This window comes from Aquibium carbonis (assembly GCF_003970795.1).
Taxonomy (GTDB): Bacteria; Pseudomonadota; Alphaproteobacteria; order Rhizobiales; family Rhizobiaceae; genus Aquibium; species Aquibium carbonis.
Window position 1 is genome coordinate 36818 of the sequence record NZ_RWKW01000085.1, and the last position, 14975, is coordinate 51792.

The 14975-nt window shown below is 67.3% G+C and carries 12 protein-coding genes; 5 read left to right on the forward strand and 7 right to left on the reverse strand.

Annotated elements, in window-relative coordinates; genetic code table 11:
- Positions 1-96: 96 nt before the first annotated feature.
- The 7 genes from EJC49_RS19865 to EJC49_RS19895 all read right to left on the reverse strand — a co-directional run bounded on the left by EJC49_RS19865 (position 97) and on the right by EJC49_RS19895 (position 8284).
- On the reverse strand, positions 97-792 hold the full coding sequence (locus tag EJC49_RS19865; protein WP_126701678.1) for an ABC transporter ATP-binding protein: 696 nt from the start codon (positions 790-792) through the stop codon (positions 97-99).
- Positions 792-1556 carry an ABC transporter ATP-binding protein gene (locus EJC49_RS19870; protein ID WP_126701679.1) on the reverse strand — a complete coding sequence of 255 codons (765 nt, stop codon included), beginning with the start codon at positions 1554-1556 and terminating at the stop codon, positions 792-794. The genes EJC49_RS19865 and EJC49_RS19870 overlap by 1 nt, the downstream gene beginning before the upstream one ends.
- Positions 1553-2848, reverse strand: a complete 1296-nt coding sequence (locus EJC49_RS19875; protein ID WP_126701680.1) for a branched-chain amino acid ABC transporter permease — start codon at positions 2846-2848, stop codon at positions 1553-1555. Before EJC49_RS19875 ends, EJC49_RS19870 begins: the two co-directional genes overlap by 4 nt.
- Positions 2845-3795 (reverse strand): branched-chain amino acid ABC transporter permease, encoded by a 951-nt coding sequence (locus EJC49_RS19880; RefSeq protein WP_126701681.1) that lies wholly within the window; start codon positions 3793-3795, stop codon positions 2845-2847. Before EJC49_RS19880 ends, EJC49_RS19875 begins: the two co-directional genes overlap by 4 nt.
- An 87-nt stretch (positions 3796-3882) precedes the next feature.
- Positions 3883-5130 carry a branched-chain amino acid ABC transporter substrate-binding protein gene (locus tag EJC49_RS19885; protein WP_126701682.1) on the reverse strand — a complete coding sequence of 416 codons (1248 nt, stop codon included), beginning with the start codon at positions 5128-5130 and terminating at the stop codon, positions 3883-3885.
- A gap of 413 nt (positions 5131-5543) precedes the next feature.
- On the reverse strand, positions 5544-7292 hold the full coding sequence (locus tag EJC49_RS19890; protein ID WP_342635367.1) for a carboxylesterase/lipase family protein: 1749 nt from the start codon (positions 7290-7292) through the stop codon (positions 5544-5546).
- A gap of 74 nt (positions 7293-7366) precedes the next feature.
- On the reverse strand, positions 7367-8284 hold the full coding sequence (locus EJC49_RS19895; protein WP_126701684.1) for a LysR family transcriptional regulator: 918 nt from the start codon (positions 8282-8284) through the stop codon (positions 7367-7369).
- A 177-nt stretch (positions 8285-8461) separates the two neighbouring features.
- On the opposite strand from EJC49_RS19895, the gene EJC49_RS19900 reads away from it, so the two are divergent.
- The 5 genes from EJC49_RS19900 to EJC49_RS19920 all read left to right on the forward strand — a co-directional run.
- On the forward strand, positions 8462-9643 hold the full coding sequence (locus tag EJC49_RS19900; protein WP_126701685.1) for a CaiB/BaiF CoA transferase family protein: 1182 nt from the start codon (positions 8462-8464) through the stop codon (positions 9641-9643).
- Between the two features lie 60 nt (positions 9644-9703).
- A complete protein-coding gene (locus EJC49_RS19905; protein ID WP_170314801.1) occupies positions 9704-11215 on the forward strand; it encodes an ABC transporter substrate-binding protein in 1512 nt (503 codons plus the stop codon).
- Positions 11216-11226: 11 nt separating this feature from the next.
- Positions 11227-12171, forward strand: a complete 945-nt coding sequence (locus tag EJC49_RS19910) for an ABC transporter permease (RefSeq protein ID WP_126701687.1) — start codon at positions 11227-11229, stop codon at positions 12169-12171.
- Complete coding sequence (locus EJC49_RS19915) at positions 12168-14093, forward strand: dipeptide/oligopeptide/nickel ABC transporter permease/ATP-binding protein (protein ID WP_126701688.1); 1926 nt, start codon at positions 12168-12170, stop codon at positions 14091-14093. The genes EJC49_RS19910 and EJC49_RS19915 overlap by 4 nt, the downstream gene beginning before the upstream one ends.
- Positions 14090-14975: oligopeptide/dipeptide ABC transporter ATP-binding protein (locus EJC49_RS19920; RefSeq protein ID WP_170314802.1), on the forward strand; the 886-nt coding region annotated here is incomplete at its 3' end. The genes EJC49_RS19915 and EJC49_RS19920, both read left to right, overlap by 4 nt.

Genomic DNA, 14975 nt, shown 5'->3' on the forward strand with positions numbered 1-14975 from the left:
CCCAAGGTCACGTCCTGTCGCGCTCGAGCCCAGCACCGCCGGGGTGAGAAAAGCGGATTCGAGAAGGCAGGACGGCCGCCATCGTGCCCGATGGCCCTACACTTCGAGCCACTCGCGGCGAACGGCGTCATTGGCGACGAGTTCGGGCGGCGTCCCTTCGAAGACGATGCGGCCATGACCCATCACGTAGACCCGGTGCGAGATGCGCATGGCGATGACCAGCCGCTGCTCGACCAGAAGGATGGAGATACCGCGGCGCGCGATCTCCTGGAGCAGTTCGCCGATGCGCTCGACCATCTGCGGCGCAAGGCCCTCGGTCGGCTCGTCGATCATGATCAGGTCGGGGTCGCCCATCAGCGTTCGGCAGATGGTCAGCATCTGCTGCTCGCCGCCCGATAGCGCACCACCCGGCGCCGAGGCGCGGTCCTTGAGCTGCGGGAAGAGCTTCCACGTCTCTTCCAGGCTCCAGCGCCCGCCACGCCGTCCGCCCTTGATGCCGAGAAGCAAGTTCTGCTCGACCGTCAGGGTCGGAAAGATGGCGCGTTCCTCCGGCACGAAGCCGATGCCCAGATGCGCGATCTCGTGCGGCTTGCGTCCGACGACGGGCGTGCCCCTGAAGCGGATCTCGCCCCGGGGCTCCGGATCGCCCATGATCGCCTTGAGCGTCGTCGACCGGCCGACGCCGTTTCGCCCGAGAATGCTGACGATTTCGTTTTCGCCGACGTCGAGGTCGACGCCTTGCAGGATGTGACTCTTGCCATAATAGGCGTGGAGATCGCGCACCTCGAGCATCACGCCGCCTCCGTTCCGAGATAGGCCTGCTGCACGGCGGCATTCGCCTTGATGCGGGCGGGCGTGTCGCAGGCGATGATCTCGCCATAGACCAGCACCGAAATGCGATCGGCGAGGTCGAAGACGACCTGCATGTCGTGCTCGATCATCAGGAGGGTGCGTTTCTCGCTGACCTTGCGGATCAGCGCGACCACGCGTTCGGTCTCGGCATGGCTCATGCCGGCGGTCGGCTCGTCGAGCAGCAGCACGTCGGCATGGCCCGCGATCGTCAGCCCGATCTCCAGCGCCCGCTGCTCGCCATAGGTCAGCACTCCGGCTGGCGTGCGCCGGCGGTCGATCAGGTCGATCTCCGTCAGAATCTCCTCCGTGCGGCGGGTCACGTCGTCGAGACGTTCGACATCGCGCCAGAACGAGTATCGGTGGCCGAGCGACCATAACGTGGCGCAGCGGACGTTTTCCCAGACGCTGAGCCGGGGAAAGATGTTGGTCACCTGGAAGCTGCGCGACAGGCCGCGCCGGTTGATGGACTGGGGCGGCAAGCCCTCGATGGACTCGCCGCGCAGGCGTATGGCGCCCGCGCTCGGTCGCAGATGGCCGCTCACGAGGTGGAACAGCGTCGACTTGCCCGCACCGTTCGGACCGATGATGGCGTGCCGCTCGCCCTGGACGACGGCCAGGTCCACGCCGCGGATGATTTCCATCCGGCCGAAGCTCTTGCGCAGTCCGGCAAGCTCCAGGATGGGTGTCTTGGCCGTCGCGCTCATCCCTGGCCTCCCTGGGCAACCGCCGCGTGATAGGCATCGCGGGCGAGCCGCTCGGCGCGCATGAACAGAATGCCGCCCGCCACCGCCAGAACCACACCTGCCACCCACGGCAAGGGCGATGTTGCGTCGAGCGGGATCGAATAGAGCGTGAGCTGCGGGCCGTAGGACGCCCGGATGCTGAACTGGTGGCTGGTCTCGATCAGCACGCTGAGACCGACCAGCGCGACGATCCCGGGCGCCAGCGCGAGGAGGTAGAAGGGAACGACGCGATGAAGCTTGCGCGCCGCCATCACCGGCGCCTGCATCGCCAGAAGCCCCGCGATGCCGCCTGGCACGAACATGACCATTCCTATGAACAGGAGCCCGACATAGAGCGGCCAGATCTGGGTGGCGTCGCTGAGGATCAGCTGCAGCCAGGTGACCAGGATGGCGCCGATGATCGGGCCGGCGAAGTTCCCGACGCCGCCGATATAGGTCATCAGGATGACCGAGCCGGATTCGACCGCCCCCATCTGGGCGGCGTTGACGATCTCGAAATTGACGACCGAAAGCCCGCCTGCAATGCCGGCGAACAGCCCGGACAGGCTGAAGGCGATGAAGCGCACCCGGCTTGTGTCGTAGCCGATGAAGGCGGTGCGCTGGGGATTGTCGCGCACCGCGTTGGCGATGCGCCCGAACGGCGTGCGGGTGATGGCGTACATGGCGGCGATGGACAGGAAGCACCACGCCGCGATCAGGTAGTAGACCTGCAATTGCGGTCCGAAGCCGTAGCCGAAGAAGCTCATGACATCCGTCCTGTCGGTGGTGATGCCTTCCTCGCCGCCGAAGAAGCGGCGCAGGATGAGCGCGCTGGAGACGACCAGTTCGCCGATGCCGAGCGTGATCATGGCGAAGGCGGTGCCGGCGCGCTTGGTGGCGACCCAGCCGAACAGGATGCCGAAGGCGAGCCCGCCGAGCCCGCCGACGACCGGAAACAGGGGCAGCGGGATCGGCCAGTCGCCGGAACCGGCCGCGTTGAGCACGTGAACGGTGAAGAACCCGCCAAGGCCGAAGAACACCGCGTGGCCGAAGGAGAGCAGTCCCGTCTGGCCGAGCAGCATGTTGTAGGACAGGGCGAAGATGATCATCGTGCCCATCATGCTCATGGTGGACAGCGCCAGCCGCGAGCTGAAGAGGTAGGGCAGGAGCAGAAGCGCCAGGGCCAGCGCGATCCAGACCGCATGGCGGGCGAGGAAACCGGGGCGGCGGCCACCGATCGCGTCGGTACGAGGCAGGGTACGGGCGTCGGTCATGTGTCTCTCGTCCCCATCAGCCCGCGGGGCCGGAAAATCAGGATCATGACAAGCAGCAGGTAGGGCAGGATGGGCGCGATCTGCGCCACCGTCACCCGCCAGATGTCGGCAAGCCATACGGACAGGATGGCGCCCGCGGCCGTGCCTCCGAACAGATCGGCCAGCGACACGTTGAAGGCCACGGCGAAGGTCTGAACCAGCCCGATCAGCAGCGAGGCGGCGAGCGCGCCGCCGAGCGAACCGAGACCGCCGACGACCACGACCACGAACAGGATCGGCCCGAGCAGGCCGGCCATGTTGGACTGGGTGACGAGGATCGGCCCGGCGATGACGCCCGCGACGGCCGCGAGGCCCACGCCGACGCCGAAGACCAGCATGAAGATGCGATCGACATTGTGCCCGAGCATGCCGACCATGCCCGGATGGCTGAGCGCGGCCTGCACGATCAGCCCGACGCGCGTGTGGCGGACAGCCATCAGCAGGCCGATGAAGATGCCGACGGAGATCAGAAGGCCAAACAGCTTGAAGGCGGGATAGTTGCCGGAAAAGAGCGTGAAGGCGGCGAAGTCGAGCCCGGACGGGACGCGGTAGTCCACGGGCAGCTTGCCCCAGATCATCTCCACCACCTCCTTGATGACGAAGGTCAGTCCGAAGGTGAACAGCAGTTCGGCGACGTGGCCGTGCCGGTGCACGCGCCGGAGGCCATAGCGCTCCACCGCCATCCCGATCAGGCCGACGACGACCGGCGCGAGAACCAGCGCCGGCCAGAAGCCGAGCCGGCGGCTGATCTCGAAGCCGAAGAAGGCCCCCAGCATGTAGAAGCTGGCATGGGCGAGGTTCAGCACGCCCATCATGGAAAAGATGACGGTCAGGCCGCTGGCCATCAGGAACAGCAGCATGCCGTAGAGCACGCCGTTCAATGTCGATACGAAGATGATCTCGAGCACGATCCCGCCTTCCCGGCGCCGGCACGGCGGCGTCCAAAAGGTTGAAAGGTCGGGGCGGCGCCCGCGGCGGCGCCCGTCAGATGGCCGTCAGGGACGCTTCATGTCGCATTTGGTCGGAAGCAGGGTCGATTCGGTGGGGACCGAAGCTGCCATCTTCCAGCCCCAGCCGGTGTGCTCCTCGTCGAACTTCTGGCCCTCTTCGAGCGCGCCGAGCGTCGAGATGTAGAGGGGCTGGAAGAACTGGTGGTCGTCGGCGCGCATGAAGCCCTCGTCGCCGGCTGCGAAGCTGTCGAGCTTCATTCCCTCCAGCTTCGGCACGAAGTCGCCCGGATCCTCGGAACCGGCTTCCACCATGGCCTTGAAGACCATGTCCATCATGTTGAACATGCGCGGATAGTAGATCGGCGCATCGGAGAAGCGCTGCATCAACGCCCCTGCCCGTTCTTCGGCAGGACCGTAGCCCTGGTTGTTGATGCCTTCGTTGATCTGGTAGACGCGGTTTTCCAGCCCGGCCTGCTTGATGGCCGTCGGGGCACCGGCGCCGCCGGCATAGAAGGTGTACCAGTCGACGTCGAGGCCGGCCTGTCCCGCCGCCTTGATCAGCAGCGCGAGGTCCTGCCCCCAGTTTCCGGTGATGATGGTGTCGGCGCCAGAGGCCTGGATCTTGGCGACATAGGGCGAGAAGTCGGTGATCTTGACGAGCGGATGATACTCCTCGCCGACGATCTCCACGTCGGGCCGCTTCTCCGTCAGCATGCGCTTGGCCGCGCCGGCAACCGCGTGGCCGAAGGAATAATCCTGCGCGATCAGGTAGACCTTCTTGAGGTCCTCCTTCTCCTTGATGAAGTTGGTCAGCGCTTCCATCTTGATGTCGGCGCTGGCGTCCCAGGTGAAGTGCCAGTAGCTGCACTTCTCGTTGGTCAGAACCGGATCGATCGCGGCATAGTTCAGGTGGACGACGTTGGCGCCCGGATTGCGGTCGTTGTATTTGGTGACGAAGTCGGACACCGCGACGGCCACCGACGAGCCATTGCCCTGGACGATGACCTGGATCCCCTCGTCGATCGCCTTCTGCACCTGTACGAGGCTGATCTGCGGGTTGGTCTGGTTGTCGTAGCCGACGATCTCGACCTTCCGGCCGTTGACGCCGCCCTTTGCGTTGATCTCGTCGGCAATGAAGTTGAGCTGGTTCATGCCGATCTGGCCGATGCTCGCGCCGCCGCCCGAAAGCGGATCGACGTAGCCGATCTTCAGCGTGTCCTGCGCCAGCGCCGATAGCGCCGTGGCGCCCAGCAGCGCCAGCGTGAGCGCCGACGATCCGATCAATGTCCTCATAGCAGTCTCCTCCCTTGGAATGGCGCCGGCATTGCCGGCCCTTGATGTTCCACCGTGGCGATCGAAGCGGCTTTCGCCTCCTCCCTCGATCGTCGCGGCGCCTGCCGTCGCGCGCTTCCGGTGCCGCCGGGCGACTGCCTCGACGGGTCGCTCGCCTTGCCGTTCCTGCGGCCGTCCGCTCCTCCGGGCGGCCCTGAGCGGTTCTGCCGGAACCTCGTCCGACCTCGCTGCGCTCCATTCACTCACTAGATAATTAATGATGTGCAGGCAAGCAAATCTTCGTCGGGGTCCTCCGCGGGAATGTGGTCCGAACGACCATGAGGCACGCGCGCAACAGGTGTGGGTCGGAGGGGGGCTGCGAACGATTCCGGCTCCCGTCCGCACGCGGCGCAACCGACGGTGGCTTCCGAGGGTCATTCCCCTCCCGGGTCTGTCGAGGTTCGGCACACGATCTCAGTCGGGACTGACCTCGTCGGTGGACGGGATGGGAGCGGCGCCGCCACGCCGACATTCCAGTTCCAGGGCGTGTCGCCCGCCGCACGCCGCCGTGCGATCACGTCGTCGTTGAGCGCGAACATGCCCGGCAGGAGGTCGGTACCGACAAGGGGCTCCCCGGCGAAACGCATGTATGCGCCCGTTCGGGCGTGTTCCGGCCAGTCCGGCCAGCCCGACGACGTCGGAACACCGTCCCGGGCAAAGGATATCCAGTAGTCGCCGATCGCGCGGGACAGGGCCCGTTCGGTCGGCGAGTCGGGAATGGCGGGCCAAAGTGGAGGCATCCGATCCGCCGTTCCGAACAGATAGGGCAGTTCACCGGCATGAAAGCCGTGCAGCCCCGCTTCACGCGCTGCGGGGCAGGCATGGTCGAAGTAGTAGACGAAGGCCGGCGCGGCCACCGCCTTCTGGGCGTTCGCCAGTTTCAGGGCCGTCCAGCCGTAAAGCGCGTCGCGCACGCAGGCGAGTGCGCTTTCGGCGATGTCGGCGCAGGGGTATTGCGCCAGGAAACGCTCTGCCAGATCGCCATAGCGCGCCCGGATTTCGTCCTCGTAGGCGCCGGCCGTCGCTGGGAGCGCCGGCAGGAGAAACGGTAGCGATCGAATCTCGCCGCTGTTGAAACCGACGATCAACGGCACCCCCGCGTGCTCGCCCCGTTCGAAGATGTCGACGAGTTGATCCGGAACGAGGTAGCCGTCGACGGTGACGGTCGGGGTAAACCCGGACCGCAGAGCGGCATCGGCGAGCGCCTGGGCGTCCATGGCCCGCAAGGCTTCCAGGTTTCCGGCGCCAAGGTTTGCAGCCAGCCCCCTGCCCGTCGTCTCCGCGGCCTCGTGCCCGTTGCGCGCGTCCTTCAGCGACGGCAGCGAGATCATGTAGGCGCTCTGGGCGATCGCCCGGGCGAACAGTCCACGCGCGGCCGGCGCCGCCATCAGGCATAGCACGCTGAGCGCCCCGGCCGATTCGCCCGCCACGGTGACGTCGTCCGGATCGCCGCCGACGGCGGCGATGTTGCGCCTCACCCATTGCAGCGCGGCGATCTGGTCGAGCAGCCCGTAATTGCCCGATACGCCGTCGGGAGATTCCGCGCTCAGGCCGGGATGGGCGAGATAGCCGAAGACGCCCAGCCGGTAGTTGATGGACACCACCACGGCGCCGCGCCGCGCCAGATTCGACCCGTCATGCAGCCCCTCGCTGCCCGCGCCCCAGATGAGGGAACCGCCATGAATCCAGACCACCACCGGCAGCTTGCGCGCGCCTTCCGGCGCCCAGACGTCGAGGTAGAGGCAGTCCTCCGCGGTCTCGTCGAGAGGGCTCGCATAGATGCTGGCGGCGCGACGCGCGGGCTGCACGCAGCCAGGCCCCGAACGAACCGCTTCGCGAACACCCGGCCAGCGTGGCGCCGGTGACGGGGGCTGCCATCGCCGCTGGCCCGTCGGCGGCATCGAATAGGGAATGCCCTTGTAGACGCATAGCCCGTCGGCCCGATATCCCCGCGCATCGCCGGCCGGAAAATGCGCCAGCGGCGCCCCGGGCCCGTTCGCCCCTCCCGGCGTCAGGGCTGGATGCGGAGTCAGTTTCCATCTCCCGCGGCAGCGGTGACATCCGCTTTCGGCATGGTCGTGACACCTCCACCGGCGACCGTCCATCGCCGGCCAACGCCCCATCAATGATCAGGCATGGCGCAATGTCAATTCACTATCGAGCGCGTGAATAATAGAAGCGGCGCCAGCGACGGACATCAGCGCGTGATGCGCTGCCACTCCTCCTCGCAATGCCGCAGTTCCTGGAGAAACTGCTCGTAGAGATGACGCGAAGCGCGCGACAAAGGGCGCTGGACGAGATGAATGAGCGCCAGCTCCACGCTCAATTGAGGATCGGCGATCGGATTGACGGTGACGCGCTCGTTTCCGAGTTCCTTGAGGGCGATCCAGAAGGGCAGGATCGACGACCAGTCCGTCTGCGCCACGAATTCGAGCCCGGCCGAAAGACTGGCGATGGTGATGGTCCGCTCGACGGAGATTTCGCCGTTGCGGACCGCCTCCTCGATGCGCGGCCGCAGGCTGTGCGTCGACGAAGGCACCGAGAGCTTGAGCGGCGCCACCTGATGAAGGCTGACCGGCTGCATCGGCCCGAAGCCTCGGCGCACGCCCGAGATGAGCGCAACGGGAAAGCGCCCGATGGGCGTCGCAGAGAGACCGGCCTGCGGCTTGGCGAACTGGCCGACATAGAAGTCGAGCGCGCCGCCCGAGGTTTCCGCCACCAGCGCATCCGCCGTCCCGCTGCCGATCTCGATGTCGACGCGGGGATACTCGCGCGTGTAGCGGGCGAGCGCCGTGGGCAGGACCGCTTTCGCCAGGCCGGGCGCGAACCCCGCCGAGACCGATCCGCTCAGGCCCCCGGCGAAGTCCTCCAGTTCCATCTCCGCTTCCGAGACCGACTTCAGAACGGCGAGGCAGCGGTCGTAGAAGCGCCATCCGGCGGCGGTCGGGTCCACGCCGCGCCGCGTGCGTTCGAGGAGGCCCGTCCCGAGGCGAGCCTCCAGCGCGCTCATCTGCTGGCTGACGCCGGACGGCGTGCAGTTGAGCCGCGCGGCGGCCGCGCTGAGCGACCCCTCCTCGCAAGCAGCGACGAAATAGCGAATCTGCCTGAGATCCATGCGATCGATTCTCCTTTAAGGAAATCATACAACAGACCTTAGAAAATATAACTACCGCTAACATCTGCGCTGATCCTATGGTCCGGCCAGGCTCTTGGGAGGAGCCCCGTCGCTTGCGGTCTCGTCCGCATTCCAGCGGTCGACGCGCGTCATCGCGCCGGAGGACAGGAGAACCGCATGCTTCCACTCGAAGGCTTTCGGGTGCTCGATCTCACGCACGTGCTGGCCGGCCCTTGTGCCACCCACCATCTTCGCTGCCTCGGCGCGGAAGTGATCAAGATCGAACGGCCCGGCGGCGGCGACCCGATGCGCGGGCTGGACATGATGCCCGAACTCGACGGCCTGACCCCCGGCTTCCGTGCACTCAACGCCGGCAAGAAATCCGTCGTCGTCGACCTCGCGACCGAAGACGGCCGCGCGACCGTGCTGCGGCTCGCCGAGAGCTGCGCTGTGTTCGTCGAGAATTTTCGGCCCGGCGTGGCGCGGCGGTTCGGACTGGCTCCGGAAGACCTCGCGCGCGTCCGGCCCGACATCATCTACTGCTCGATTTCCGGGTGGGGCCAAAGCGGCGCCAACAGCGCCCGCGGCGCCTATGATCACGTCATCCAGGCGGCGACCGGCATGATGTCGCTGCAGGGCGGTCCGGAGGATCCCCCGATCAAGGTCGGGTTTCCGGTGATCGACATCGCCACGGGCATTTCGGCCGCCGAGGCGATCCTCGCGGCGATCGTTCGCCGTCTGCGCGGCGACACCGCGCCGATCACGCTCGACGTCTCGATGGTCGACTGCGCGCTGGCGCTGATGTCGGGCCCCGCCGCCAACGCCATCGCGACCGGCAAGTCGCCGACCCGCGTGGGAAACCGCGGCTTCGTCGGCAGCCCCGGCGCGGAAACCTTCGCGACGGCGGACGGTCACATTTCGGTAGCCGCCAACACCATGGGTCAGTTCGCGACGCTCTGCCGGCTGCTTGGCCGGCCCGACCTGGCAAACCCGCCCTACGTGCCCGAGGGATTGCCGGCCGGCGCGTTCCTGACCGACGCGGCGACCGACGATCTGCGCGGGCGGCTTTCGGCCGCTTTCGCGGCCAGCCGGGCTGCCACGCTGGAAGTCGCGCTCAACGACGCGGGCGTTCCCGCCGCGCGGGTGCGTGATCTCGGCGAATATCTCGACGAGCTTTATCCGTTGACGCCGGGCATCGGCGTCGCGGGCGAGCCCGTCGCGCTGGGCCCCGCGTTTCGCGGCGGAAACGGCGCGGCAACCTCGCTGCCGCCGGCGCCGAGGCTCGGCGCCGACAACGACATGTTCAAGGCCGATGCGCCCGTGGCGCGGGGCCGGCCGGCGAAGGCAGGACAGCAATAGCCGACCGACGGGACTTCTCCCGGCGGCGGAACTTTGAGGGAGGAAGACATGAAGCACGGGATGAAAGACGCTCTGCTGGCCGTGGCCGTCGCCGCGGGGCTGGGCCTCGGTGTCGCCACGGCAAGCGCGGAGCCAACGGGCACCTTCAGATATGCCGAGCAGGTGAAGCTCATCACCATGGACCCGCAACAGCAGAGCGGCAGCGGCGTTCCCTATCTGCGACCGGTCTATGAATCGCTGTTCGAGAGAGGCCCCGACGGCGTTCCGGTGCCGCTGCTGGCGACCGGCTACGAGGTCGACGGGCTCGACGTGACCATCACGCTGCGCGAGGGCGTCGCCTTCAGCAATGGCGAGGCCTTCAATGCCGAGGTTGCGGTTGCAAACATCAATCGCGGCGTCGCGCTCGCCATCATCGAGGGGCTCAAGACCGTCGAGAGCGCCGAGGCGGTCGACGAATTCACGCTCCGGATCAAGCTGAAGGAGCCCGACCCCGCGATCATCGACAGCCTGTGCCACACGGGCGGCATGATGCTGGCGCCAGCTGCCATCGCCGACCCGGCGCTCGACCGCAACCCGATCGGCACCGGCCCCTACGTCTACGACAGGGAGGCCTCGCGCGAAGGCGAAGTCCGCGTCTACACGCCCAACCCGACCTATTGGGACAAGGACAAGATCGGTCTCGCCCGCTACGAGGTGTGGGAGCTTCCCGACGACACCGCGCGCCTGAACGCGCTGAAGACCGGCCAGATCGATGCCGGAAACTGGCTGGCCAACCCCCAGTCGGCCATCATCGACCGCACCCCGGGGCTGAAGCTGGTCCGCGGCTCCGGCGGCCTGAACTACCACGTGATCATCTCCGACCGCGAGGGCACCGTCGTGCCCGCCTTCGCCGATCTCGACGTCCGCCAGGCCATGGCGCATGCCATCGATCGCGAGGCTTTCGGCAAGGCCATCCAGTTCGGCCTCGCCGAAAAATCCTTCCAGCCCTACGGCAAGGACGACTGGGCGTATGATCCTGCGCTCGAAGGAGTCTACGAGTACGATCTCGACAAGGCCCGCGAGTACATGGCGAAATCGACGTTTCCCGAGGGCTTCTCCTTCGACATGCCCTCCATCCCGATCTACCAGTCAAGACTTGAGGCGCTGGCCGGCTTCTTCAACGAGATCGGCATCCGGATGAACATCGTGCCGCAGGAGCCCGGCACACTCGCCCGGGTCAGCCGCACGACCAGCTACCCGGCGACCAACCTCGTCTGGCAGACCAACACCGACCCGAAGTTCCTGGCGTTGCGCTACATTTACGAGAACGCGGCCTACAATCCGTTCAAGACCGCGCCCAGCGACGAACTGCTGGCGCTGGCCGAGGAAGGTCTCCAGCCGGTGGACCCCGCCGTCCGGGCTCCGATCTATCGGAAGATGGCGTCCAGGCTGGCGGAGGAAGCGTTCCTGATCTTCGTCACCAACACGCCGATCCTGTTCGGCGTCAGCGACAGGACGGCGGACAACGAAACCGTCGTCTATCGCTTCGGCGAGGATTCGATCAATCTGCGCGGCCTGAAGGCCAACGACTGACACCGGTTCCCATGATCAGGCTCATCGTCCAGCGGCTGCTCGCGCTGGTTCCCCTGCTGTTCATCGTCTCGGTGCTGACGTTCTCCTTCACGTCGCTGCTGCCGAGCGATCCCGTCGATCTGATCGTCGGCGACACGGCCACGCAGGAACAGTACGAGATCGTGCGCGAGCGGCTCGGCATGAACCAGCCGATCGTCGTTCGCTATGTCCAGTGGCTGGGCAGGGCCGTCCAAGGGGACCTCGGGACCTCGTTCTTCAACAGCGTGAGCGTGACGGGGGCCGTGATGCAGCGGCTTCCCGTCACGCTGTCCCTCACCGCCGTTTCGGCGCTCATCGCCATCGTCGTGGGCGTCGCCGCCGGAATGGCGGCGGCCCTGCGTCCCCGCTCCTGGATCGACCGCTTCGCCACGCTGGGAGCGACCTTCGGCCAGGCCATCCCCAACTTCTGGTTCGGCCTGATCCTGGTGGCGGTCTTCGCGGTGAACCTGCGCTGGTTTCCGGCGACCGGCTTCACCGCGCTCTCGGCCTCGCCCTGGGACTGGCTGCGCAGCGTGATCCTTCCCTCGATCGCGCTTGGAACCTCGTCGAGTGCAGCGATTGCCCGCCAGGTGCGCTCCGCCATGGTCGGCGTGCTGCAACAGGACTACATCCGCGCCGCCCGCGCCCAGGGCCTGTCGGCACGGCGCGTCCTCATCAAGCACGCCCTCACCAACGCCATGGTGCCCGTTGTCGCCGTCCTGTCCTTCCAGATCACCGTCCTGCTCGGCGGCGCCCTCGTCGTGGAGCAGGTCTTCGCCATCAACGGCCTCGGCACGCTCGCCATCGGCGCCGTGCGGCAGCAGGACATCCCCATGATCCAGGGCATCGTTCTCGTCATGGTCGCGCTCGTGGTCGTCGTCCAGCTCGCCACCGACATCGTCTACGGCTTGCTCAATCCCAAGGCGCGGCCGTCATGACGCCCTCCCGGCCATCCCCCTCCTCGACCGGCACCCGTTTCGCCAGGCAATGGCTGACCGGATCGTCCCTGATCGTGACCATGGCCGTGATGATTCTGGTCCTGCTGGTCCTGCTGGCCCTCTTTGCAGACGTCGTCGCCCCCTACGACCCGCTTAAACAGAACCTGATGGCCGCCCTGCAATGGCCGTCGTCCAGGCACTGGCTGGGCACCGACGACCTCGGCCGCGACGTCCTGTCCCGCCTGATCCATGGCTGCCGCATCGCCGTCATCGCGGCCGCCGAGGGCACCGCGATCGCGGTGCTGCTGGGCGTGCCGCTCGGTCTCTTCATCGGCTATCGCGGCGGCTGGTGGGACTGGATCGTGATGCGCATGGTCGAGGCGATCGTCTCCATTCCCGGCATCATGGTGGCGATCGTCATCATCGCGCTGCTCGGGCCGGGCCTGCACAAGGCGATGATCGCGCTCGGCATTCTCTACTCCACATCCTTTCTGCGTCTCGCGCGCGGCGTCGTGCTGGCGGAGCGGGAAGAGGTCTATGTCCGCTCGGCCCGCGTCATCGGCGCATCCGACAGCCGCATCCTTTTGCGGCACATCGTGCCCAACATCGCCCCGCCGCTGATCGTGCAGATCACGCTGACCGTCGGCGCGGTGCTGCTGTCGGAGGCGGGGCTCAGCTTCATCGGCCTCGGCGTCCAGCCGCCCGACGCAAGCTGGGGCACGATGCTCAATTCGGCCGCCGCCTTCATGGACCTGAACTGGTTCCTGGCGATCCCGCCCGGCATCGCCATCATCCTCACCGTGCTCGCGGTCAACCTGATCGGCGACGTCATCCGCGACGGGATCGGCCGGGGGATCGCCGCCGAGCCGAGGGCCGACGTGGCGGCGGCGCGATCCGCGGCGGTGGAGCCGACGGCGGCGACGGAGGCGGCGGCGCTTCCCCGGGTCGAGAACGAGGTCCTCCGCGTCGAAAACCTGCAGGTGGTGGTGGGAACGGGCGTCGGCGTGCCGATCATCACCGATCTCTCGTTCGGCATCGCCCGGGGCGAGACCTTGGGGCTGGTCGGGGAGTCCGGTTCGGGCAAGACGATGACGGGCCTCGCGATCCTGAGGCTGATGGGCGGCGGTCTTCGCACCACCCATGGTTCCATCACCCTCGACGGTCGCGACCTGCGCTCCCTCTCCGACAGGCAGATGGAACAGGTCCGGGGCAACGCGGTGTCGATGGTGTTCCAGGATCCGACCACCAGCCTCAACCCCGCCTTCACGGTGGGCAACCAGATCGCGGAGGTGCTGCGCGCCAAGCAGGGCCTGTCGCGGGCGCAGGCCTGGTCGCGGACGGTCGAGCTGCTCGACCGCGTCGGCATCCCGCGGCCCGAGGAGCGGGCCCGCGCCTATCCGCACGAGCTGTCGGGCGGCATGGCGCAGCGCGTGGCCATCGCCCGGGCGCTGTCGTGCAACCCCTCGCTGCTGATCGCCGACGAGCCGACGACCGCGCTCGACGTGACCGTGCAGCAGGAGATCCTCGACCTCTTCCGCGACCTCCAGGACGAGTTCGGCATGGCGATCCTGTTCGTCACGCACGACCTGGCCGTCGCGGCCGACATCTGCGACCGCATCGCCGTCATGTATGCCGGCGAGATGGTGGAGACGGCGAAGGTCGACGCTCTGTTTTCCAGCCCGCGACACCCCTATACGCGCGGCCTGCTCGCGGCGATGCCGCATGCGTCGGATCGCAACCCGCCGCTGCCCACCATTCGCGGCAACGTGCCCCGGCCGGGCGCATGGCCGGCCGGCTGCCGCTTTTCCAACCGCTGCGACTTCCGCACCGCGCGTTGCGAGCAGCGGATTCCGCTGACCGGGCGCGATCGGCTGGTGCGCTGCGTCCGCGCCGACGAACTGGCCCTGGAGGCGGCGCAATGAAGCCTCGCGCGCTGCTCGAGATCCGCGATCTCGACGTCACCTATCGAAGCCGCTCGCTGCTGGGGTTCGCAGGCCGGTCCTTTCACGCCGTCAAGAAGGCGAGCCTCACCGTCGAGGCGGGGGAAACGCTCGGCCTCGTCGGAGAATCCGGCTCCGGAAAATCCTCGATCGCCAACACGCTGCTCGGCCTCGTGCCGGCTTCCGGCGGCTCGATCCGCTTCGGCGACGTCGAGCTCGCCGCGATGAAGACGCGCTACACGCCCGACGTGCGCGCCCAGATCCAGGCGGTCTTCCAGGACCCCTATTCCTCGCTGAACCCGTCGATGACGGTCGAGGACATCGTCACCGAGCCGCTGCGGGTGCACACCGCCATGACGAAGGCCGAGCGGCGCGCGCGCGCCATCGAACTCCTCGAACTCGTCTCGCTGTCGGCCGAGCATCTGGAGCGGCATCCACACCAGTTTTCGGGCGGCCAGCGCCAACGCATCGCCATCGCCTCGGCGCTCGCCCTCCAGCCCAGGCTGATCGTGCTCGACGAGCCGGTGAGCGCGCTCGACGTCTCGACGCAGAACCAGATCATCAACCTGCTCCACGAGCGCCGCGACGAACTCGGCATCGCCTACCTTCTGATCGCCCACGACCTGGCGCTGGTGCACCACATCTCCGACCGCATCGCGGTCATGTATCTCGGCCACATCGTCGAGGAAGGGCCGTCCGACCGCGTCTACAAGGCCCCGGCGCATCCCTACACCAAGGCGCTGCTCGACGCCGTGCCGCTTCTCGATCCCCAGGCGCAGCGCAGGCGGCGTGCGGCGCGCCGGCTGGCGCCCGCGCCCGAGACGCCGCGTGTCTCCGCCAGCGGCTGCCCCTACCGCAACCGCT

What these genes read in the sequence shown, in the direction of transcription:
- EJC49_RS19895 (WP_126701684.1), bottom strand. Translation starts at nt 8,284, where the DNA reads ATGGATCTCAGGCAGATTCGCTATTTCGTCGCTGCTTGCGAGGAGGGG.
- EJC49_RS19900 (WP_126701685.1), top strand. Translation starts at nt 8,462, where the DNA reads ATGCTTCCACTCGAAGGCTTTCGGGTGCTCGATCTCACGCACGTGCTG.
- EJC49_RS19885 (WP_126701682.1), bottom strand. Translation starts at nt 5,130, where the DNA reads ATGAGGACATTGATCGGATCGTCGGCGCTCACGCTGGCGCTGCTGGGC.
- EJC49_RS19905 (WP_170314801.1), top strand. Translation starts at nt 9,704, where the DNA reads ATGAAAGACGCTCTGCTGGCCGTGGCCGTCGCCGCGGGGCTGGGCCTC.
- EJC49_RS19875 (WP_126701680.1), bottom strand. Translation starts at nt 2,848, where the DNA reads ATGACCGACGCCCGTACCCTGCCTCGTACCGACGCGATCGGTGGCCGC.
- EJC49_RS19910 (WP_126701687.1), top strand. Translation starts at nt 11,227, where the DNA reads ATGATCAGGCTCATCGTCCAGCGGCTGCTCGCGCTGGTTCCCCTGCTG.
- EJC49_RS19915 (WP_126701688.1), top strand. Translation starts at nt 12,168, where the DNA reads ATGACGCCCTCCCGGCCATCCCCCTCCTCGACCGGCACCCGTTTCGCC.
- EJC49_RS19865 (WP_126701678.1), bottom strand. Translation starts at nt 792, where the DNA reads ATGCTCGAGGTGCGCGATCTCCACGCCTATTATGGCAAGAGTCACATC.
- EJC49_RS19870 (WP_126701679.1), bottom strand. Translation starts at nt 1,556, where the DNA reads ATGAGCGCGACGGCCAAGACACCCATCCTGGAGCTTGCCGGACTGCGC.
- EJC49_RS19890 (WP_342635367.1), bottom strand. Translation starts at nt 7,292, where the DNA reads ATGGGGCGTTGGCCGGCGATGGACGGTCGCCGGTGGAGGTGTCACGAC.